Source organism: Leuconostoc citreum, assembly GCF_007954785.1.
In the GTDB taxonomy this organism is placed as follows: domain Bacteria; phylum Bacillota; class Bacilli; order Lactobacillales; family Lactobacillaceae; genus Leuconostoc; species Leuconostoc citreum.
Genome location: NZ_CP042410.1, coordinates 18,712 through 38,812, shown reverse-complemented (window position 1 = coordinate 38,812; position 20,101 = coordinate 18,712). Strand labels below are relative to the sequence as shown.

The following is a 20,101-nucleotide window of genomic DNA, read 5'->3' as shown; positions in this document are numbered from 1 at the left end:
TTTCGTAACCTTTACTTTGTTTGTTGATGTAACGTGTGCTTCCCACAAAAAGAACAATACTTACTGACCGCTAAACGTTCTGTGCGATCTTTTGATAAAGTGACTGTGTAATTGCGAGAACCACATACTGTACACGCGAGTGATACTTTTTGACTTGCCATATATGTTCTCCATTAATTCTTATACAAGGATAACATTTAAGCCTTTAAAACTCAACGTTCTGAGACACCATAAAAAATGAGATCCAATAACTGTTGAATTCGCGCCGTCATGTTCAAGTTGTCATCAAGTGCGTGAAAGCTGCCAAATAACGGGGCTAAACTAGTAATATAAAAGGAAGCTGCCATACGCGCATCGATATTTTCCCTACGTTTCACGGCTGCTTGCTCAAAAAAATGGGTAATTGGCATAACATAGTCATGACCAAACACGCGACCTAATTGCTGTTGACTTTCTGCCGAAAGCGTTGCAAAACTACCGTGAATCAAGGTAAACACGTCTCGCGGATGACGCGTCACAATCACTGTTGTTAACGCTGTTAACTGATCAATTGGTTGCGCATACTGTTGGGCTAAAATATCAGTCATGTCTGAAAAAACCTGGTGCCCAACACGTTTAATTACTGCGACGAAAAGTGCCTCTTTGTCACCAAAATAGTGATAAAGTGCTGGCTGGCTAATGCCTAGTAATTTTGAAATGTCTCGTGTCGTTGTTTGTTCGTAACCGTGTGATAAAAATACTGTCGTTGCGGCTAGCATAATTTTTTCACGCGTTGCTTCATTTGCTTGTGTTTTAACTGTCATCTTGCTTGTTACCTTTTACATCAAGTCTATTGCTAAACTTTATCAGAAATACATCTTATTTGCAGCAAAATAATTACTGCTCAATAGCTGCTTTAAAATGACGTCTTTGCTTGACACGATAGTAACCCACGACAAATATTGTCAGAGCCATAAACCAAATAACTATTGTCACAATGCCTTGCTGTATATCACCAGCAAAAATTACCCCTTGTAGCGTATCATGCAAAGCTGATAATGGTAACAGTTGTCGCATAAGTGTTGTCACTGAATTTGCCGCCAATATAGGTTGGGCAAAGATGATTTGGATAACTAATAATAAGACAGACGCCCACCAGCCAACTAAACCTAAGCATTGTTTCAAAAACCAGACCAGCGCAATCATTGCCCAAGATGTCAGGAGTGAAGCACCTATAATGATGACTATATTCCCCACTGAAATATGCCATATCACAGCAGTCGAAGACATCAAAATGACGGCAACTGTACTCAATACACCAGTTATTCTAAAGATACGCCACCATTGTTCTAAAGCAAGAATATCTTGATTAGCTTCCATATTTGGAAGCAACAAGCCAATTAAAGCGGCCAAAAGTGCTACCCCAATAACTAATAGATAAGGTAAAAACACCTGTCCATCTTGCTGAACAAGTTGTGTGTCGTCCGTTTTGAAAACCATTAATTGCGTTAGTGGTGACGTATTTTTATTAGCATCATTGTCACCAAACAATGTTTTTAATTTATCTGCTATGTCTGCTTGTTGACTTTGGATTGCTCTAGCGCTGGATTGAATACTACCATTGTGGTCGCTAAGTGCTTTTGTCTGAGCTAAATTAGCGTTCGCATTGCTAATGCCACCAACAACACTACTTTGCATCGTGTATGACAGATTGTTAATCGCTACCGCCATTGCTTGCGTTTTAGCACTATCGCCAGCATTGATGGCGTCATTTAATTGCGCTGAATAATTAGCTAATTTAGTTGCCACATCACCAGCTGTGTCCTGCAAATCCCCTAGGCTCTGCGAATCAATACCATTACCTATTGCTTGCAAATTAACTTGCAAATCATTGGATTGCTGAGCTAACTTGTCACTTTGACTAGCAATGTTTTTGAATATTGTATTATTTTCTGCGCCGACCATAAGCATTGTATTTTCTTGCGCTAATACTTGGTTTAATTTTTCCTGTATATACTTAGCAGCAAATTGATTGCGACCACTGGCCACTAAGCGTGTGATTGCTGTTGCTTGGCCATTTTGTTGGAACTGACCTAACTGTTGCGTTAATTGCTTAGGAATAATAACAGTGCTGGCCACACGACCGTCTTTAAGTGCTTGCCGAGCTTGTTTTGCGTCTTTAAAAGTTATCGTTTTAAATTGCTGCGTACGCTTAAGCGTTGCAACGACTTCCTGTCCAACTTGTCGTTGCTTGCCTTGATACTGACCACCCTGATCTAAATTAACAACCGCTACACGTAATTGTTTTGCCTGTTCTGTCCGATGCCCAACTACCCCTATCATACCGATAAGTAGGCATACTGGAATACATATCGCACAAAGCCATGTGATTAATTGTCGTCTGTCTTCTAATACATCATGCCACTTTAACATAAAAAACCTCTTCTATCTGCTAATAATAGCATACCGATAAAAACAGCTTTTTTGTTAGGCTTTATAAAGTTTTATGACTTTTAAAACAATTCTGTCATATAAGGTTTTTGTACATCAAAAAGGAGCTAAACGTCATGACGCCGCTCCTATGTCAATCAAAATTAGTCTTCGACTGTTTCCAGTAAGCCATACTTACCATCTTGACGCTTATAAATAACAGAATCTGTATTTGTATCAGCGTCTCTGAAAATAAAGAAGTTATGCCCTAACAAATCCATTTGTAGCGCTGCTTCTTCAGGTGACATTGGCTTTAAATCAACTTGCTTCGTACGAACAATTTGCAATGCTTCATCATCAGAATCAGTTGCAGGAATTTCATTTTTTGAATCAATGCCCTTAAAGCCCGTTTCCCTTGACTTACGATTAATCTTAGTCTTATACTTACGAATTTGACGTTCTAACTTTTCAGAAACGGCATCAACCGCAGCATACAAATCTGGGTTTGTATCTTCCGCACGTAAGACAACATAAGGTAGTACAATTGTGACTTCCGCCTTACCGGAATTATCCGACTTATAGGTCCGTAAATTAACGTTAGCACTCGACTTTTCTTCAATGTATCGGTTTAACTTAGTTAAACGCTTTTCGACATAGTCACGAAGTGCATCAGTTACCGCGATATTCTCGCCACGTACATTATAATCTAACATAATTAATTCCTCCATTGAGTTACTATAGTTATTATACCATAAGTGTAAGCGTTTTCTGTAAAAATAATCATTTTTTCATATTTACCGCGCTAAAGACAAACTTTTCACATTTTTAGCCCCTAGTGTGTAGATTAATTCTGCTGCATAATAGAGCGTTCTTCCGGTAGTATACACATCATCAATCAGCAAAACGGATTTTCCGCTTAAAGATGTATGGTTTGCTATAACAAAAGGTTGCGCACGCGTTAGGCGCTTTTGCCGATTAAACCGGGATTGATCTGTTTTTTTGCTTGAGACACTGATAATAATTGTTGATATCGTAAGCCTTCAAATAAGCCAAGCGTTTGATTAAAACCTCTTGTCAGTAATGTGTATTGGCTAACTGGTATTGGAACAACCAAATCTATCTCTATATTTTGAACTGCCTGTATTAATTGACGATTAAATACATGACGCAAAGCGTACTCACCATTAAACTTATAGCGCTGCATATAGTCATGCATAGCGTCATTATATACATATAATGCTTGATGAGTTAGCAAGAGTTGGCCCTGATTTTGCCAACGACAGCAATCATAACAAAGCTCATTATGTTCTTGCTGTCGACCACAACCGGAACAAGACAACGTAATGCTTGCAAACTGAGTGGCACACTGCTCACAGATTGTTTGGTGTTTTTGTTTAAGTAAACCTAGTGTTTCTAATAGGCTAATTGTTTCGCGTCGCTTTTTTTGACAAATAAGGCACATCAACGTTTGCCACCTAACGTTGCCCCACGACGATTCATTAATTTAATCTGCCGTTTGGCAGCTAAAACCTTCAGATTAATGTGTTGGACGTAAGCTCGAACCAAACCAGTGGGCCTTTTGTTGTCTCTGCCGACCCGACCAGCAATTTGAACAAGTGCGTTTTCACTAAAAGTTTCCTCCTCAGCACCCAATATCAGGACGTCAATACCAGGAAAAGTTACACCTCGTTCTAAAATGGTTGTTGTCACCAAGTACTGAATTTTTTCATCCCGCATATTTTGCACTTTCTGTTGACGTGAGACATCCCCTGCATGAACAAAATCACCCAACATATCGGGAAAGCGTTGACTAATCTTGCGATAAATAACTAGCGTATCAGCAACGCGTGGTACAAAAATCAGGAAACGTTGCATCCGCTTTTGAAATTGACGTAATTGCCGCAGCAGTTTCTGTGGCAACTTTTTTCGCCAACGTCCGACTAAACTCACGTTTAATGTTGGTAATGGGTGCTGATGAAATCGCAAAGGTAAGTAGGAAACGTTTATCTCACGACGTTCAGCACGCTTTTTCATGATTTTTGTTGGTGTAGCAGTCAAATAAATGACTGTACTTTCAGCTTTTTTTGCTTGTTTAACAGCATATGCTAGCATGGCATTATTCACATAGGGAAAACTATCCACTTCATCAATAATTAATAAATCAAATGCCGATTTAAAACGTAACATTTGGTGTGTCGTGGCCAAAACTAGCGCTGTATAGCGATAGTTTTCTTCTTGCGTCCCATATAAGACAGCCATTGGCGTCGTATTAAAAGCCGTTGCTATTCTAGGTGCCAACTCAACAATAACATCTACTCTTGGTGAGAGGATAGCTACGCGCTGCTTGGCCTGTAAAGCATGAGAAATTACCGGGAACATCATTTCAGTTTTACCAGCACCCGTAACTGCCCAAACAAGATGTTCTTGTTGTGCGCCCAGCGTATCGATTAAAGCCTGACTCACTAATCGTTGTTGAGCCGTTAGTGTCCCTTGCCATGTCAAAGTCATCTCGTGATGGGCAAAAGCATTGGGCTCTGGTAATGACCATAGTACATCTAACGAACTCACACGCCCTAGTGACAAACATGCTAAACAATAGAACTGCTGGTTCGGCAAGGGGGCAAGTTGTTGCTGTCCGCAACGCTGACAAATACCAGAAATAAAAGCTGGCCTGACAATAATACCTGCTGGTACTGATGCAATTTTAGGATTAACAATCTGACGTCCATAGTAGTTATTCATGCTGTATAATACGATATATGAATAATTATGTCACAATCGCACCACACGACTACACTTGGGAACAAGTTATTAAAAAATCACGTTTCATTTTCAATATAGCCCGCGTAAACTCAGAAGAACAAGCACGTGATTTTATTAATCGTATAACGAAAACACATCATAAAGCAACACATAACGTATTTGCCTACATGATTGGCGACCGTGATCAAATTCAACGTTATTCTGATAATGGTGAACCTAGCGGTACAGCAGGTGTACCCATGTTAGAAGTCTTACAGAAAAATCAGGTACACGATGTCGTTGCTGTCGTCACTCGATATTTTGGCGGCGTTAAGCTAGGAGCCGGTGGCTTAATTCGTGCCTATGCCGGCACCACGGCTGACGGCATAAAAGCAGCTGGTTTGGTTACACGCTTGACCCGAATCAAAGTAACAATCACGGTAGATTACAAGCATAGTGATACTTTAAATTATTGGTTGACCAATCAGCAATATCATATTTTGGATGTCATTTATGACACAAATGTCCACTTTATTGTGCCCATTGCCGAAGAAAATATTACAGCAGTAGAGACGACTTTGAACGATTTACTCGCTGGACAAATTAATATCGCTATTGGTGACGAAACTTTCTTTGAAATTCCAACCAAATAGGCTATAATTAAATAGTTATGATCCGCTAGTGTAATGGATCGCACGCAAGATTCCGGTTCTTGAAATCCGGGTTCGACTCCCGGGTGGATCATTATAAAAAACAGCACAGATTAATCTGTGCTGTTTTTGTTTGTTACTATATCTGGTTAACTGATGATACTGGCTGATCACCCATAAGCACTCGAACAATATCATGTGCTGCATCAATAGCCATACGTTCTTTCGTTTCTACCGTATTGGAGGCAATATGTGGCGTTAATAGCACATTATCTAATGCGACCAAAGGGTCACTTACGGGTAGTGGTTCTTCTTCGAAAACGTCTAAAGCTGCGCCAGCAATATCATGATTTTTTAGTGCAGCAACCAAATCTGACGTCACGATGATGTTACCGCGTGCCATGTTGATTAAATAGGCATCATTTTTCATCATGTCAAACTCTGTTTTACCAATCGAATGAATCGTTTCCGGCATGGCTGGTAAATGAATCATCACATAATCTGATTTTTTAAACACCATCTCACGGTCAACGATGGTGACTGTGTCAGTAGACTTTGCAAATGGATCAAAAGCTATGACGTGGAGACCAAAACCACTCAACTTTTCAGCGACTTGCTGCCCAATTCTGCCAAAACCTAATATACCAACCGTTTTACCGGCAACATCGCGTCCTGGGTGTTGTTTACGGTAACCCCAGTTATCCTCATGAATAGCCTTAGCATTTTGGTATAGATTCTTACTAATTGCCAATAACTCAGCAACAGCTGTTTCAGCAACAGAACTAGATAGTGCTTTTGGCGTATTGACAACATAAACCCCTCGTCGCGTAGCTGCTGCAATATCAACAGCATCATAACCAACGCCATTACGCGCGATGACTTGCAGGTTTGGCATAGCCCGCATAATGTCTTCGTCAAAAGTTTGTGTGCCAATAAGCACAGCATTTGCCTCGGCACCTTCTTTTTTCATGATCTCGCGTTGGCGACCGGTACCAACAATGACTTCAAAACCTGCAGCTGTCAAAATGTCTTTGCCCACAGCAGGAATATCATCTGGTAAATATACTTTTTTTGTCATTTTCTAACTCCTTGTACGTTGCTTGAAAAGAATTCAGCTAACTCTGATTGTGTGGGATAGCCATCGTTATCCCCTGTTGTCTGAACCTGCAAGGCACCGACTGCATTGCCACGTGTTACTGCCTCTGTCATAGTGGCTCCCTCAATCAGAGCTGTAATAAGACCAAGTGCAAAACCATCCCCGGCACCAACCGTATCAACGACTTTAGCCACCTTAAAGCCAGGAACAATTGTACTTTCACCTGATTTACTTTTAATATAAGCACCCTTAGTGCCTAATTTAACAACAACAGTGGTCGTACGTTCACTATTACCTAAGTAAAAATCAGCAATTGCTTCCGGATCACGCGTACCGACTAAAATTTCACCCTCATCAATACCAGGCAACACAATGGTACCATATTTTGCTAATGTATTGATGGTTGTTATCATTTCTGATTCAGTTGCCCACAAAGCTGGCCTTAAGTTAGGATCAAAAGTCGTTGTAATTCCTTGCGCAATAACCTTTTCAGCAAAATATTTAAAGGTCTCACGTGCTTGTACAGAAATCGCCGGAAAAATACCGGAAAGATGTACCATTTTGGTAGTTGTTAAGTCAATAGCATCAATTTTGTCCGGTGTTAAATGCGCGGCAGCAGAATTTTTTCGAAAATTAAAAGTTTTAGGATCACCTTGGTCAACTAGTTCTTTCAATTGAAAGGCTGTCCAATGCTTCGCATCTTCTGAAATATATTGATTGCCAACTTGATGACGCGCGATTTCTTTAATCGTAAATTGTCCTAATGGGTCGGCCCCTACTTGAGAAATATAGTCGGTTGTATGTCCTAAACGAGTGGCGCCAATTAAGACATTCAATTCGGCACCGCCTAAAAACTTGTAATAATTAATACTATCTACTAAACCAGCATTTAAATCAGTTGCTGTAAACGTGACGATAGGTTCGCCTAACGTTAGTATTTCACTCATATTTCCACACTTTCTATATATTATTAATGTCCGAAAAATACATAAACTAATAGTTCATTCACAATAGACACAGCCCACATGACTGGTATGCCCATTTTTAAGAATTCTTTGGTTTCCAATTTGGAATAGGTCAATGCCCAAGTATTCCATGATTGGGTTAAGTCAATTGAAACCGCCATAATGCTAGCCGTGTAAAGTAGTGGCAGTAAAAACATTGGCGAAAATGTGCCAGTTGCTGCTAATACTGCCGCGGTAGCTGCCCCCGCACCCCAGACATGTAAAGGGCCTCTAAACAAGGCTAACGGTGCTAATATACCAATTGCTACTGCTAATATTAGCGGATTATGTGGCAAAATAACCTCAATCATACTTTTAAAATGTGGCACATTGGCAGTTGCTGCGCCAGCAAACATCACCAAAGCCATCAAAAAAATAATGAGCCCAGAAATATCATTAATAGCTTGGCTAACTGTTTTGTTAATGAAAGCAACCAGTTTTGTATATGATGCCATTTGTCCTGTGAACAATAGCGCAATAATTGTTGCTAACAGTAAAGCTGGAATCGCATCCCAATGACAAAACATATTTAAAGCAACTGGCAATATGGGAATAATATATGTGATAGGATGTGTTTGCGTTATGGTAGTTTCTTCAGAATCGGCGATAGTTTCAATCTTGCCATTTTTAATTTGTTTAGCATGAAGCAGAATGAATAGTATCACACCTAATAATTGCACAGACATTGCTACTAAACCAAAAACGAGATATTTTCCAGAAAAATTAACAGATGGAAAAAATGCTTTAATTTGATTAAATAGCACAACATTGATATACATTGGCGCACCAATTGCCATAGTGAATGCTGGTATTGCAACTTTTTTCGGTACACCAATTGATAATAGTATTGGAATTAAAATAACACCTATGGCAATCACTGAACCAACACCGTAAGCTGATGAAAAAATCAAAGCAGTGACTAAGACGACTAAAATAGCAGCAAGTACTGGTGCTTTCCGGCCCACTTTTTGTGTTTGAGCAGAGATTGAGCCGGCAATGCCAGAATCAACTAACACCCGCCCAAACCATGAACCAAATACGATATAAATAATAGTGGGGCCATAATTTAAGGCTGGTTTTGCAATCACATTTTGAATGACTTGATTAAATGGTATCAGTCCGATGACTGACCACAAGATAGCCATTACAAAGAAACCAATGACTAAATTGCCACCTTTAATGATGAAATAAATAAAACCAATAAATGTTAACAATAATAGTATACTGATTATAATATTCGTCATGATTGATGCGCCTCATAGTTTAGGAGATCATCAATTCCCCTTTTAATCACCGTGTCATCTTGTGTTGGATATTCAATAGCAACAGGGACATTACTTGGTAATAACTGTAAAATATTTTGCCACTGAATTTCCCCTTCACCTAAGGGCACTGTTTTAAGTGTTTCTGCAACCCCTTGATCATCCTTCACATGAATATAACGCACGACGTGACTTAATTGCTGAGCAGCCGCCACTTCATCCTCGTTAACATATCGCCAGTTACCCATATCATAAACGTAACCAACGTCTAGGCCAGACTGCTGCACACCGACCATAAAACGTTGAATAGGCATTAATCGACCTGAAACTAATGTTTGGTCATTTTCAATATTTGTCTGAATGCCACGTGCCAATAATTGCTTGAGCTCACTGACATCCGATTGCGAAAATGCTATAAAATCGCCAATGTTAAACTTGATGGCAGTTACGCCCATCGCTTGAGCCTCATCATAATATTGCGTTAATTTCGGATTTAATTGCTGATTAACGAAGAGTTCATCAGGCACAGAATAAAACAATTGTAATTGATGTTCTTTGGCGTAACTAGCAATACCTGCAATTTCAGCTGTTACATCATCAAAATATTCACGACGTATTTCAGCTGCGCCAATTCCCAAATCAACAACATGGTGTAACATAGCCAATTGTTGCATCCCTGCTTTTCGTGATTGATCAAAAACCAAAAGATTTAATACAATTTGTTCTGTTTTCATAATATTTCCTCTCAATAATTATTTAAGTTGGTCACATGCTTGAGTAGCTCGTCAAACCCTAAATGCGACAAATCTGTCTTGGCTGGACGGTTAAAATTTTGATGCTCAATCTGATTAAATCTATCAGCAAGATAATAGGCCGATAAGTAAGCAGCTAATTCTTGTTTCGCCTGTTGTTCTAAATGTTGCGTATTGAAATCAAAATGATAGGCCTCAAGAAATTTGAAAGCGAATTTTTCTGGATCAATATGCATCGGTTGGTCATTCATGACGTGATTCTCCTTAGGTTAATCGTTTACGGAAACCGGTTTACAAGATAAGTGTAAACGCTTTCAATTTATTTGTCAATGACTTATTTTAAAATTAAAGTATAATAAGTTTATGAATAAAAAAGTGACAATTGTTGATATTGCTCGCGAATCCGGCGTATCAAAGACCACGATTTCTCGTTTTCTAAATGGTAAGTTCGATAACATGTCTGCCAATACGCGGTCACGTATTGAAGCAACCATTGCGAGGCTAGATTATCACCCCAACCGTCAAGCGCAATCACTCAAAGCAAGACGCTCTTTTTTGATTGGTGTCGCAATTGCCGATATCTCAAATATGTATACTTCTCGTTTGCTTAAGGGTATTGGTGACTACTTTCAATCAACACCTTATCAAGTATTAATCATGGATGCCGATAATGATTCGACACGTGAGGCAAGTAATCTAGAAAAAATGATGACCGAACAAGTCGATGGGATTATTCTGCAACCACTGACTAATCATCCCAATCATTATCAAAATATCATCGATGCACAGTTACCGGTTGTACAGGTTGATCGCTACACTCACCCTGTCATTTGGCCAGCCATCGTTTCAGATAACTATCAAAAATCACGTGAGGTCGCTAACCTATTAAAGCAATCAAATTACGAACAGGTTGTTGTTTTGTCTAACCACATTCATGGCATTTCAAGCCGTATGAATCGTCTAAAAGGACTTGCCAACGCCTTGGCAACAACAACAATTAAAATTAGTCAAATTGAGATTACTTCAGATCGCCATTGGGAAGGCCAATTACTGTCTTACTTAAAGTGCACAAAAAAAACAGCCATTTTTGCTTTAAATGGGCATGTTTTATGGTCAACTATTCGATTTTTACAGACACAAAAGATTCTTATTCCAGATCAAGTTGGCGTTATTGGTTATGACGATGACCAATATGCAGATATGTTAACACCTGCCATTACGGCTGTTTCACAAAATCCCCAAGAAATTGGGCGTGTTGCAGCCGATACACTCATCCAAAATATTGAACGAGATCAATTTCCTGCAGATATTGTTCGCATTCCTGCATTTCTACACATCAGAGATTCACTGTGATACATCCTCAGTGTCAACTGTCATAGCAGCAGGCTCCGGTGATACAACATCGTGTCCTGTATTCAAAGTAATTTGTTCGAATAAGAACCCTTCGCGTAACCCACTCTGAGAGAATATCACTTGTCGGCTTTCGGTGTAAAGCAATAATTCAATAAGAGGTAAGAGGCCACCAACAATAATATCCCCACGTTCTTTAGCTAGGCCGGGGATTTTTTTACGTCCCTCTAAATTTTTTCCTAAAATTTCTTGATATATTGTCGCAACATCTGACATGGTCAAATGATAGCCATGAATGGCCATATCTTGAATTTTTTCTTTTTTGCGACTGATTTTAGCTAATGTTCGGTTGCTCCCACCCAACGCAATCAGTGGTAAATTCATCGCTTCGTGTAACCATGCAATATCGCCAAATAGCTGTCTCAAACCAATAATGGCCTGAAACAGTGCACGAGCCGACACGATATCTCGTTCTAGATAGCGCTCAGAAATATTAACCGCACCAACTGGTAAACTAACAGCATGGATAGCTTTTTTATCTCGTACTAATACAATTTCTGATGACGCGCCACCGGTATCCAAAATTAAAGCATCATGAATTGGAAAGGTATTCACAACACCAACATAATCATAATGGGCCTCTTCTTCACCAGTTAAGACGCGTAAATTGAAACCCATAGTCTTTTTAAAAGCTGATAAAAATTCTTTTTGATTGCTGGCTTGACGTACCGCAGCTGTTGCTACAGCGTGTACTGACAACTTATCTTGATTATATGCTTCTAATGCCAACTTAAATTTTTCTAAGGCAACTAATGTCCGCTTAATAGCTTCTGGTTGTAGTACTTTTTCCTTACCCATTCCTGCTGATAAGCGAACCATTTCCTGAAAGCGCGCTAAAACATCATACGACCCATTCGCATGATAGCGACTCACTGTCATACGAACAGAGTTAGAGCCTAAGTCAATGACTGCAATGACTGTCATGATTTTTCCTCCTCATTTTCATTGGTAAACGGGTTATTTAATGGTTCAAAGCGCTGGGTCATTTCAGTTAATTTTTGTTGTTTTAACTCTTGATCCGTTTGCCGAACAGCGGCTTCAATGAAGGTTTCTTGTGCATTTAATCTTGCAACCCCCCGCCGATCTTTCTTCTCATACTGTCCATCAGCCTGTAACACACGCGTTTTAACATTATCCTGCCACATTGTTTCAAATATTTCTAATACTTTATCGCGTAACTTATCATCCTTGAGTGGGAACAATAATTCAACACGTCGGTCTAAGTTACGAGTCATTAAATCAGCTGATGATAGGTAAACTTTGGGGTTTCCATCATTTTCAAAGCTATAAATGCGACTATGTTCTAGGAACCGACCAACAATCGAGTGCACACTGATTGTCTCGCTTACATCAAAAATTCCAACTTTTAAGATAGTAATACCACGTACAATGAGATGTATTGGTACACCTGCATGACTGGCTTCATATAGATGTTTTACCATGCGTTCATCTGACAATGAATTAAATTTCATTTTAATACCAGCTGGCTTACCAGCCTTCGCATTGGCAATTTCACGATTAATTTGTTCATAAATAAATTCACGAATACCATCAGGGGACATATGTAACTGGTGAAAATAGCCTGGATCTGAATAGCCTGTCAAAATATTGAAAATTGACGCCACATCAGCGCCTAATTCAGCATCACTCGTGAGCAACCCCAAGTCGGTGTAAAAATTAGCCGTGACATCATTATAGTTTCCTGTACCAAGATGAATGTAACGGCGAATATCACCTTCTTCACGACGCACAATTAACGTCACTTTCGCATGTGTTTTTAAACCACGTAACCCATAGACGACATGAACGCCCTGCTTTTCTAATTCTCGCGCCCAATGGACATTATTTTCTTCATCAAAACGTGCCTTGATTTCTACAAGAACCGTCACCTGCTTACCACGTTGTGCGGCTAATCCCAAGGCCTTAATAATAGGGGATTTTCCTGACACACGGTAGAGCGTCATTTTTATAGCTAAGACTTGATCATCTTGAGCTGCTGTCTGGATAAAGGATAATACAGATTGAAAAGAATCATAAGGATGATGTAGAAGGTAATCTTTTGCACGAATACTTTCAAAAATACGACTAGGGGCTAAATCTGGGTTATTGAAACCTTTAAACGGCAAGAATTTAAGTTGCGCATTCACATTATTTTTTAGCCATACATTTAGAAAAGTTAAATCAATTGGCCCATTAACGGCATAAACACGCTGTTCATCAACGTGCAATAGCTTGACTAGCTTGGCTGTAAACGCCTTACTTGCTGTACTAGATAAAATCACACGAATAATTCGACCACGTTCACGCTCTTGTAGCTTGGATTGCACTTCTTGTAAAATATTTGGCGTATCCTCATCATCAGCAACATCGAGTTCCATATCTCTTAAAATATGGAAAACCATAGATTCTTTGATAGTATAACCAGGAAATAGTGCAGCTAAAAACATCTGAACAATATCTTCTAATAAAATTGCCTGCTGTTCCTCTGGCAAAGCAATTACACGTGTGAAAGTTTCAGGTACTTGCAAAAAAGCAAGATATTTTTCTGATTTTTCACCTGATTTTTTTAATCGTACCCCAATATTCAAAGTGTCATTTGCTAGAAAAGGAAATGGTCGCGTAGAATCCACTGCCATCGGTGTCAAAACAGGCAAAATTTCTTGTTCAAAAAAATGTTTTAAAAAATTGTGCTGTGTTTTAGAAAGCTGCTCTGGTTTTAATAGTGTTAAGCCTTCTCGCTTTAGTGCCGGTAACAAACTACGCGTTAATACTTGATACTGATCTCTAATTTGTTGCCCAGCAATCGCCGACACATCATCTAACTGCTGTTTTGGTGTTAGCCCTGCAGCATCAACTTTATCATGACCTAGCATGACTTGTTGTTGCAGGCTAGCGACACGCACCATGAACCATTCGTCCATATTTTTTTGTGTAATCGCCAAAAAATTAGCTCGCTCAAACAATGGATTAGCAGTATCGCGCGCTTCTTCTAACACACGATCATTAAAAGCCAGCCAACTAATTTCACGATTAACATAGTATTTTGGCTGTTTAAAATCGACCATTAACTTCTTCTCCCCTTTTTCTTTAACACAATTGGTAAGCCAAATACCGTTTCAAAGAAACTGGCTTTTTGTCTGAAAACATAAATTTCTAATTGTAAATTAGCAACTGTCTGGCCTGTGACCGTTATCTTTTCCTTCCCGATTGAAACTGACAATTTATCTATTTTTTGTAGTCTACTGTCATCTAGAGCATCTGCTAGGCGCAATAGCGCCGCCAACTTAGCAATGCGTAGGCGTTCTTGTGGCAAAAATTCATGTGTGCCTTGTAAGGCACTATCTGGCGTTTCGGCACTATGGTAACGGGCAATAATGGCAATCATACGTTGTTCTACGGTCGATAAACCATGAAAATCTATTCCCGATAAAATTTCTTCGGAATACTGATAATGTTTTTGAGAGTTGATGAAACTGCCCACATCGTGGACAAGTGCAGCAATACTGAGTAACAGTCGGTCACGCTTTCCCAGATGATGCACTCGCTTTAAGCGGTCAAATAACTGGTTTGCATAAGTTAAGACAATTTCACGGTGATTCTCCTCAACCATATACCGATCAGCTATACCACGCGCAGCAGTAATAATATCGTTATCATCACGAACATCCTGTACAATGAGACCATCCAATACCGTTAAATCACTGATTTGAACTGTTTTAACGTTAGTAGCCTGCATAACATTCATTAAAAGTAACATTTCGGTTAAAGCAAATGGTACGTCGTTGAAATCAACGGCATATTTTTCAATAATAGCTTGATCGTTTAAGCGACCCAAATCACTAATAACTAACTGAATGTCTTGTTTTGATACTGCAACCCAATGCTTGTTTTCGGGCAGAAAAATACGTTGCGCTGTATCTGCTCCTAATAAAATCAATCGGTCAATAGCATTGAACGGTGGTAACATATGCCAAAAATCAGCCAGTTTACTGTTAATAAATTCACTGGCCAAGGCTGTTTCTTCAGTGACTTCAACAACCATATCATGAATCGTTTGAGCCAATCTAATCGGACCAACAGACGAATGCTGCGAAAATTTAAAATAATCATGTTCAAAATAGCCCAAATCCACTCGAGTAGAACTCATACCCAGTACAAAAACATCTTCATCAACCAATAACGTTTTGCCATCAAGCTGTGCTCGTCTAACTGCTAACTGCCGATAGTAACTTTCTTGATTACCATTAAGCCAGCTCAAATTCAAACCCGTGATGTTTTGAATTTGATCTGCAAAGTAAACAGCATTTTTCATTTGCGAGAGTGCTTCACTACCATACAATCTAACGGCGGTCACATCATAATCACGGAGTAATTGTTGAAAACGTTGTACTTGTGCTAACGCACGATGCATAATCTCATTTGAAAATACTGGTGCATTAATATCGCTTTCATTAAACTCACGCGTGACATTTTCAATTCGTTTACCAGTCGTCACGTTGACAATTTGCAACGCAGCGGTGCTGGAATTTAATAAAATTACACCCTCTAATTTTGCCATAATTTCCTCAATTTTTATTTACACTTAGTTTATCACATGAACTATTTATTTATCCCCTAAAAAATTAGTTGTGATATTTAAAAGTACAATTTGACTCATGATCATTAATGATTCCAATACTCTGCAAGTAAGCATATATAACAACTGGCCCTGTGAACTTAAACCCTATCCTTTTCATTGCTTTTGAAATATATTCTGACAATGCATCTTTTGACGGCACCTCTGCTGGTATCTGAATATTGTGATCTATCACCTGATTTTCCGTAAAATGCCATATATAATTTGAGAAACTACCATATGATGTCTGTATTTGCTGAATTACCTTTGCATTATGAATCGTGGCTAAAATTTTTTGCTTGTTACGAATGATATCAGCATTCTGGCACAACCGATAAACATCATCATCACCCATTTTTGCCACAGATTCGAGATCAAACGCCCAAAAGGCTTTTTTTAAGTGATGACGCTTTTTTAATACAATCTCCCAGCTCAGACCAGCTTGAAATATTTCTAATGTTAATAGCTCAAATAACAAGCTATCATTATCTTTTAGGGGATGTCCCCACTCCAGATCGTGATATGTCATCATTAAAGGCGTCGTTTTACTACCAGAGGCCCATGCACACCGCGCTATTTTTGTTGTATTAGCCATCGTAATATCCTACTGATTGGTTCTTTCTCTCTAGTCCTTGCATCACGAGTTTGCCAATAAATAATATGTGCAATAGTTGCTAGAGTAATTCCGGCAGTTATTGTTATCACAAGTGGTTTCTGTTTCATGCTCTTAACCTACCATTATAATTTTTACTCTTGTTAAAATTAATCATACCATTCATTGTTAATTATATGTACAAAAAAATCATACCCAAAGGTATGATTTCGGCATTAAATTATTACTTCGCTTGAATAGCTTCACGAGCAGCAGTTGACAAGTTGTAGAATGAATGAATACCCTTGTATTGTGCTGTTGTATCCAACAATTCTTCGATACGGATCAATTGGTTATACTTTGCAATACGATCAGTACGTGACAATGAACCTGTCTTAATTTGACCAGCATTTGTAGCAACAACCAAATCAGAAATTGTTGTGTCTTCTGTTTCACCTGAGCGATGTGACACGATAGCTGTATAACCAGCTTCCTTGGCCATCTCAATGGCTTCGAAAGTTTCTGTCAAAGTACCAATTTGGTTTACCTTGATTAGAATTGAGTTAGCAGCGCCCATGTTGATACCCTTTTGTAGGTATTGCGTGTTAGTAACAAAGAAGTCATCACCAACCAATTGAACTTTCTTGCCCAACTCAGAAGTGATTTCAGCCCAATCTTCCCACTCGTTTTCATCGATAGGATCTTCGATTGAAATGATTGGGTAACGATCAGCCAAGTCTTCAAGATACTTAATGAATTCAGGTGTTGTGAATTCATCACCTGTTGACCAACGCAACTTGTATGTCTTTGTTGCTGCATCATATAATTCTGATGAGGCAACATCGACTGCAATTGCGATATCCTTACCTGGCTTGTAACCAGCTGCTTCAATAGCGCGGATCAAATATTTCAATGGTTCTTCATTATCAGCAAAATCAGGTGCAAAGCCACCTTCATCACCAACTGAAGTTGCCTTACCGTCTGCTTCTAACAACTTTTTCAAAGCATGGAAAGTTTCAGCACCATAGCGAATGGCTTCTTTAACTGTTGGTGCACCAACAGGCATAATCATGAATTCTTGGAAGTCAACCTTGTTAGCTGAATGTGCACCACCATTAATAACGTTCATCATTGGTGTAGGCAATACGTATGAGTTTGCACCACCCAAATATGAGAACAATGGTACACCCAATTCGTCGGCAGCAGCACGTGCTGCTGCAATTGAAACAGCTAAGATAGCGTTTGCGCCCAACTTACCCTTGTTTTCTGTACCGTCGAGTTCGATCATAGCTTGATCGATTGCACGTTGGTCAGTTACATCGAACTTACCAACCAAAGCTTTAGCGATAACATCGTTAACATTGGCAACAGCCTTTGTTGTACCCTTACCACCGAAGCGTGACTTGTCACCATCACGCAATTCAACAGCTTCGTGTTCACCAGTTGAGGCACCAGAAGGCACCATACCACGACCGAAACCACCTAATTCTGTGATAACTTCTGCTTCAAGTGTAGGGTTTCCACGTGAGTCAAGAACTTCACGTGCGATAATATCAGTGATTAAAGACATATGTCTATTTCTCCTTTGGTTTATGGTTTTATACCATGTATATTATATCACAGAGAGCTCCTTGAAACACACGTTGTCGCATAATTATTTCACAATGGGGCTTCAATCGCATGATTAATCGCCTTTTTTAGGCGATATTGCATTTGCTCCAAGCGGCGCCCGCTACTTGAAGTAGTCATTGCTTTTACGCCTAAAAAATGTAATGCTGCTTTTTTAAATTCGGCTGTTTGCGCTAGTTCAGTATGCTGCAACATATCTTTTAAAATAACTAACTTTTCTGGATTATAAGTATCTGTTCCTTGTTCGAAACAGTAACCATCCGCTTCAGCACTGTCTGACATTATTGTTTTTTCAAAATCGGATTTAGCAGTATAATGTGCTCTAACTAAATCTGTTGCATGATTTGATAATGCCGTAATAAAATAAGTGGAAAATTTAGCACGTGGTTGTCGTGTATCAAATTTATTAACACATTTAATCAATACTTCCAATCCATCAGCATACCAATCATCGGCCGTCATTCTACCACTTATTTTACGACGATGGACATCAAATACAGCACCCTTTAAATGTTTTATTAAAACATGATAAGCAAAATCATGTCCTCTTTGTGCTGCATGTACAACTGGAACTAATTTGTCCTTACCCAAATATATTATCCTCACTATTTTATAGTGGGTGACGTGAATTAAATCCTTGATAAATTAACAAACTCGCTGCAACGCTCGCATTTAAACTTTGAACATGACCAACCATCGGAATTGTAAGCATACTATCAACTTTCTTTTTCAAAAGTGGTGATATGCCTTTCCCTTCATTACCAATCACTAAGGCAGTGGGTCCCTTAGCATCCCAACGACGATAATCATCACCCGACATGTCAGTTCCAAAAACCCACACACCACGATCTTTTAATTCACCCACTACATTAACTAAGTTCGTGACACGCGCAACAGGCACATGCTCAATGGCACCTGTAGAAATCTTAGCAACCGTTGCCGTCAACTGAACAGCACGTCGCTTAGGAATAATAATGCCATGAACCCCAGCTGCATCAGCAGTTCTCAAAATGGAGCCTAAATTATGTGGATCCTCAATACCATCAAGAATGAGAAAGAAAGGGGCTTCATGGTGTGCGTCGGCAAAGTCAAACAAATCATCAACAGTTGCATATGCAAATGCAGCTACGCTTAGAACAACCCCCTGATGATTACCGCCATCAGTCAATTCATCCAATTTGGATTTAGGTGCTTGCTGAATAACCAAACCCCTTTTTTTAGCCAATTGCGTTATTTCATTTCTAATTTTGTCCTGCAAACCTGTCTGCAACCATACTTTGTTTATCTCTTGTGTTCCTTTAAGAGATTCGACACTGGCATAATGCCCATAAACAAATTCTGCTTGATCTGCTGTTCCCTGTTCACGTTTCATTCACTTGTTCTCCCTGTCTCAACTTGTTCAAAAATCCAGCGCATCAATTGACTAATGCGTTCATGTTGTTCAGATAAATAAAGATAACCGAACAAGGCTTCTACACCCGTTGAAATGCGATACGTTACCACATCAGTATTTTTTGCCTTTGTATGTGATTTGGCATTACGTCCGCGCTTAAAATACACAAGTTCTTGTTCAGTCAGTATGTTATCTGTTGTCATATGATTAAATAAAGCCGCGTGTGCTTTGGCAGAAACGTAGAACTTACTTTGTTTCTGTAACGCATTCACTTTAGTTATTCCTAATGATAATAAATGTTGGCGCACTTCAAGTTCGTATATTGCATCACCGATATAAGCCAACGACAACCCATTCATTTGTTCGTATTGTAAATTATGCATAATTATATTATACGCGAGATTTTCACAACGCGTACAAGTTTGATAAATGTTCTGCAGAACTATTTTAGTTTAGCGAATAAAACATTTGTTGCCCATCTTTTTGGCCTAATTGGACATATTTTGGCCTAATTAGATTATTGTTAAAAAAAAACCAGCCACATATA

22 protein-coding genes are annotated in these 20,101 nt (G+C 39.1%); 2 read left to right on the top strand and 20 right to left on the bottom strand.

Annotation, left to right across the window (positions count from 1 at the left end; all coding sequences use genetic code 11):
* Positions 1-11: 11 nt before the first annotated feature.
* The 7 genes from rpmG to FGL72_RS00165 form a co-directional block, all read right to left on the bottom strand.
* Entirely contained in the window at positions 12-161 is a 150-nt protein-coding gene (rpmG, locus tag FGL72_RS00190) for a 50S ribosomal protein L33 (protein WP_004899264.1), read from the bottom strand.
* Between the two features lie 51 nt (positions 162-212).
* Positions 213-803, bottom strand: coding sequence for a TetR/AcrR family transcriptional regulator (locus FGL72_RS00185; RefSeq protein ID WP_040177449.1), 591 nt, complete (start codon positions 801-803; stop codon positions 213-215).
* Positions 804-876: 73 nt separating this feature from the next.
* Positions 877-2,412, bottom strand: a complete 1,536-nt coding sequence (locus tag FGL72_RS00180) for a YhgE/Pip domain-containing protein (RefSeq protein ID WP_085699530.1) — start codon at positions 2,410-2,412, stop codon at positions 877-879.
* Positions 2,413-2,573: 161 nt separating this feature from the next.
* Positions 2,574-3,122: a ribosome hibernation-promoting factor, HPF/YfiA family gene (gene hpf / locus FGL72_RS00175; RefSeq protein WP_004899274.1), complete on the bottom strand. Its 549-nt coding sequence runs from the start codon at positions 3,120-3,122 to the stop codon at positions 2,574-2,576.
* A gap of 81 nt (positions 3,123-3,203) precedes the next feature.
* Positions 3,204-3,425: a ComF family protein gene (locus tag FGL72_RS09920; protein ID WP_338033612.1), complete on the bottom strand. Its 222-nt coding sequence runs from the start codon at positions 3,423-3,425 to the stop codon at positions 3,204-3,206.
* Positions 3,368-3,625 carry a ComF family protein gene (locus FGL72_RS09790; protein WP_243130142.1) on the bottom strand — a complete coding sequence of 86 codons (258 nt, stop codon included), beginning with the start codon at positions 3,623-3,625 and terminating at the stop codon, positions 3,368-3,370. The genes FGL72_RS09920 and FGL72_RS09790 overlap by 58 nt, the downstream gene beginning before the upstream one ends.
* 245 nt (positions 3,626-3,870) lie before the next feature.
* Positions 3,871-5,151: an ATP-dependent helicase ComFA gene (locus tag FGL72_RS00165; protein ID WP_012305430.1), complete on the bottom strand. Its 1,281-nt coding sequence runs from the start codon at positions 5,149-5,151 to the stop codon at positions 3,871-3,873.
* 17 nt (positions 5,152-5,168) lie between these two features.
* Between FGL72_RS00165 and FGL72_RS00160 the strand changes: the two genes are divergently transcribed.
* Entirely contained in the window at positions 5,169-5,804 is a 636-nt protein-coding gene (locus FGL72_RS00160) for a YigZ family protein (protein WP_004899283.1), read from the top strand.
* A 136-nt stretch (positions 5,805-5,940) separates the two neighbouring features.
* Here FGL72_RS00160 and FGL72_RS00155 read toward each other — a convergent pair whose 3' ends face one another.
* Genes FGL72_RS00155 through FGL72_RS00135 form a run of 5 tightly spaced genes read right to left on the bottom strand, consistent with a single transcriptional unit; the run spans position 5,941 to position 10,166 of the window.
* Positions 5,941-6,879, bottom strand: coding sequence for a phosphoglycerate dehydrogenase (locus FGL72_RS00155; RefSeq protein WP_040177456.1), 939 nt, complete (start codon positions 6,877-6,879; stop codon positions 5,941-5,943).
* Positions 6,876-7,844: a sugar kinase gene (locus FGL72_RS00150; RefSeq protein ID WP_004899289.1), complete on the bottom strand. Its 969-nt coding sequence runs from the start codon at positions 7,842-7,844 to the stop codon at positions 6,876-6,878. Before FGL72_RS00150 ends, FGL72_RS00155 begins: the two co-directional genes overlap by 4 nt.
* Positions 7,845-7,867: 23 nt before the next feature.
* Positions 7,868-9,145: a hypothetical protein gene (locus tag FGL72_RS00145; RefSeq protein WP_004899292.1), complete on the bottom strand. Its 1,278-nt coding sequence runs from the start codon at positions 9,143-9,145 to the stop codon at positions 7,868-7,870.
* A complete protein-coding gene (locus FGL72_RS00140) occupies positions 9,142-9,897 on the bottom strand; it encodes a sugar phosphate isomerase/epimerase family protein (RefSeq protein ID WP_004906872.1) in 756 nt (251 codons plus the stop codon). The genes FGL72_RS00145 and FGL72_RS00140 overlap by 4 nt, the downstream gene beginning before the upstream one ends.
* An 11-nt stretch (positions 9,898-9,908) precedes the next feature.
* Positions 9,909-10,166 (bottom strand): hypothetical protein, encoded by a 258-nt coding sequence (locus FGL72_RS00135; RefSeq protein WP_004899297.1) that lies wholly within the window; start codon positions 10,164-10,166, stop codon positions 9,909-9,911.
* Between the two features lie 112 nt (positions 10,167-10,278).
* Here FGL72_RS00135 and FGL72_RS00130 point away from each other — a divergent pair, with 112 nt between their 5' ends.
* Positions 10,279-11,268 carry a LacI family DNA-binding transcriptional regulator gene (locus tag FGL72_RS00130; RefSeq protein ID WP_085699528.1) on the top strand — a complete coding sequence of 330 codons (990 nt, stop codon included), beginning with the start codon at positions 10,279-10,281 and terminating at the stop codon, positions 11,266-11,268.
* Here the strand turns inward: FGL72_RS00130 and FGL72_RS00125 are convergent.
* The 8 genes from FGL72_RS00125 to FGL72_RS00090 all read right to left on the bottom strand — a co-directional run bounded on the left by FGL72_RS00125 (position 11,260) and on the right by FGL72_RS00090 (position 19,937).
* Positions 11,260-12,249 carry a Ppx/GppA family phosphatase gene (locus FGL72_RS00125; protein ID WP_004899305.1) on the bottom strand — a complete coding sequence of 330 codons (990 nt, stop codon included), beginning with the start codon at positions 12,247-12,249 and terminating at the stop codon, positions 11,260-11,262. The two genes, FGL72_RS00130 and FGL72_RS00125, sit on opposite strands and share 9 nt — an antisense overlap.
* Positions 12,246-14,390 carry an RNA degradosome polyphosphate kinase gene (locus FGL72_RS00120; protein ID WP_146992286.1) on the bottom strand — a complete coding sequence of 715 codons (2,145 nt, stop codon included), beginning with the start codon at positions 14,388-14,390 and terminating at the stop codon, positions 12,246-12,248. The genes FGL72_RS00125 and FGL72_RS00120 overlap by 4 nt, the downstream gene beginning before the upstream one ends.
* On the bottom strand, positions 14,390-15,883 hold the full coding sequence (locus FGL72_RS00115) for a Ppx/GppA phosphatase family protein (RefSeq protein WP_146992284.1): 1,494 nt from the start codon (positions 15,881-15,883) through the stop codon (positions 14,390-14,392). Before FGL72_RS00115 ends, FGL72_RS00120 begins: the two co-directional genes overlap by 1 nt.
* A 64-nt stretch (positions 15,884-15,947) precedes the next feature.
* A complete protein-coding gene (locus FGL72_RS00110; RefSeq protein ID WP_133285995.1) occupies positions 15,948-16,535 on the bottom strand; it encodes a DNA-3-methyladenine glycosylase I in 588 nt (195 codons plus the stop codon).
* Positions 16,536-16,776: 241 nt separating this feature from the next.
* Positions 16,777-18,102, bottom strand: coding sequence for a phosphopyruvate hydratase (eno, locus tag FGL72_RS00105; protein ID WP_085699520.1), 1,326 nt, complete (start codon positions 18,100-18,102; stop codon positions 16,777-16,779).
* Between the two features lie 89 nt (positions 18,103-18,191).
* Entirely contained in the window at positions 18,192-18,752 is a 561-nt protein-coding gene (locus FGL72_RS00100) for a sigma-70 RNA polymerase sigma factor region 4 domain-containing protein (RefSeq protein WP_004899328.1), read from the bottom strand.
* Positions 18,753-18,771: 19 nt separating this feature from the next.
* Positions 18,772-19,533, bottom strand: coding sequence for a 23S rRNA (guanosine(2251)-2'-O)-methyltransferase RlmB (gene rlmB, locus FGL72_RS00095; protein WP_004904423.1), 762 nt, complete (start codon positions 19,531-19,533; stop codon positions 18,772-18,774).
* Complete coding sequence (locus FGL72_RS00090; protein WP_004899332.1) at positions 19,530-19,937, bottom strand: Mini-ribonuclease 3; 408 nt, start codon at positions 19,935-19,937, stop codon at positions 19,530-19,532. Before FGL72_RS00090 ends, rlmB begins: the two co-directional genes overlap by 4 nt.
* Positions 19,938-20,101: the final 164 nt, after the last annotated feature.

Excerpts from the sequence above, each read along its gene's own strand:
- rpmG (WP_004899264.1), bottom strand. The coding sequence starts at position 161 with ATGGCAAGTCAAAAAGTATCACTCGCGTGTACAGTATGTGGTTCTCGC.
- FGL72_RS00185 (WP_040177449.1), bottom strand. The coding sequence starts at position 803 with ATGACAGTTAAAACACAAGCAAATGAAGCAACGCGTGAAAAAATTATG.
- FGL72_RS00180 (WP_085699530.1), bottom strand. The coding sequence starts at position 2,412 with ATGTTAAAGTGGCATGATGTATTAGAAGACAGACGACAATTAATCACA.
- hpf (WP_004899274.1), bottom strand. The coding sequence starts at position 3,122 with ATGTTAGATTATAATGTACGTGGCGAGAATATCGCGGTAACTGATGCA.
- FGL72_RS09790 (WP_243130142.1), bottom strand. The coding sequence starts at position 3,625 with ATGCATGACTATATGCAGCGCTATAAGTTTAATGGTGAGTACGCTTTG.
- FGL72_RS00165 (WP_012305430.1), bottom strand. The coding sequence starts at position 5,151 with ATGAATAACTACTATGGACGTCAGATTGTTAATCCTAAAATTGCATCA.
- FGL72_RS00160 (WP_004899283.1), top strand. The coding sequence starts at position 5,169 with ATGAATAATTATGTCACAATCGCACCACACGACTACACTTGGGAACAA.
- FGL72_RS00155 (WP_040177456.1), bottom strand. The coding sequence starts at position 6,879 with ATGACAAAAAAAGTATATTTACCAGATGATATTCCTGCTGTGGGCAAA.
- FGL72_RS00150 (WP_004899289.1), bottom strand. The coding sequence starts at position 7,844 with ATGAGTGAAATACTAACGTTAGGCGAACCTATCGTCACGTTTACAGCA.
- FGL72_RS00145 (WP_004899292.1), bottom strand. The coding sequence starts at position 9,145 with ATGACGAATATTATAATCAGTATACTATTATTGTTAACATTTATTGGT.
- FGL72_RS00140 (WP_004906872.1), bottom strand. The coding sequence starts at position 9,897 with ATGAAAACAGAACAAATTGTATTAAATCTTTTGGTTTTTGATCAATCA.
- FGL72_RS00135 (WP_004899297.1), bottom strand. The coding sequence starts at position 10,166 with ATGAATGACCAACCGATGCATATTGATCCAGAAAAATTCGCTTTCAAA.
- FGL72_RS00130 (WP_085699528.1), top strand. The coding sequence starts at position 10,279 with ATGAATAAAAAAGTGACAATTGTTGATATTGCTCGCGAATCCGGCGTA.
- FGL72_RS00125 (WP_004899305.1), bottom strand. The coding sequence starts at position 12,249 with ATGACAGTCATTGCAGTCATTGACTTAGGCTCTAACTCTGTTCGTATG.
- FGL72_RS00120 (WP_146992286.1), bottom strand. The coding sequence starts at position 14,390 with ATGGTCGATTTTAAACAGCCAAAATACTATGTTAATCGTGAAATTAGT.
- FGL72_RS00115 (WP_146992284.1), bottom strand. The coding sequence starts at position 15,883 with ATGGCAAAATTAGAGGGTGTAATTTTATTAAATTCCAGCACCGCTGCG.
- FGL72_RS00110 (WP_133285995.1), bottom strand. The coding sequence starts at position 16,535 with ATGGCTAATACAACAAAAATAGCGCGGTGTGCATGGGCCTCTGGTAGT.
- eno (WP_085699520.1), bottom strand. The coding sequence starts at position 18,102 with ATGTCTTTAATCACTGATATTATCGCACGTGAAGTTCTTGACTCACGT.
- rlmB (WP_004904423.1), bottom strand. The coding sequence starts at position 19,533 with ATGAAACGTGAACAGGGAACAGCAGATCAAGCAGAATTTGTTTATGGG.
- FGL72_RS00090 (WP_004899332.1), bottom strand. The coding sequence starts at position 19,937 with ATGCATAATTTACAATACGAACAAATGAATGGGTTGTCGTTGGCTTAT.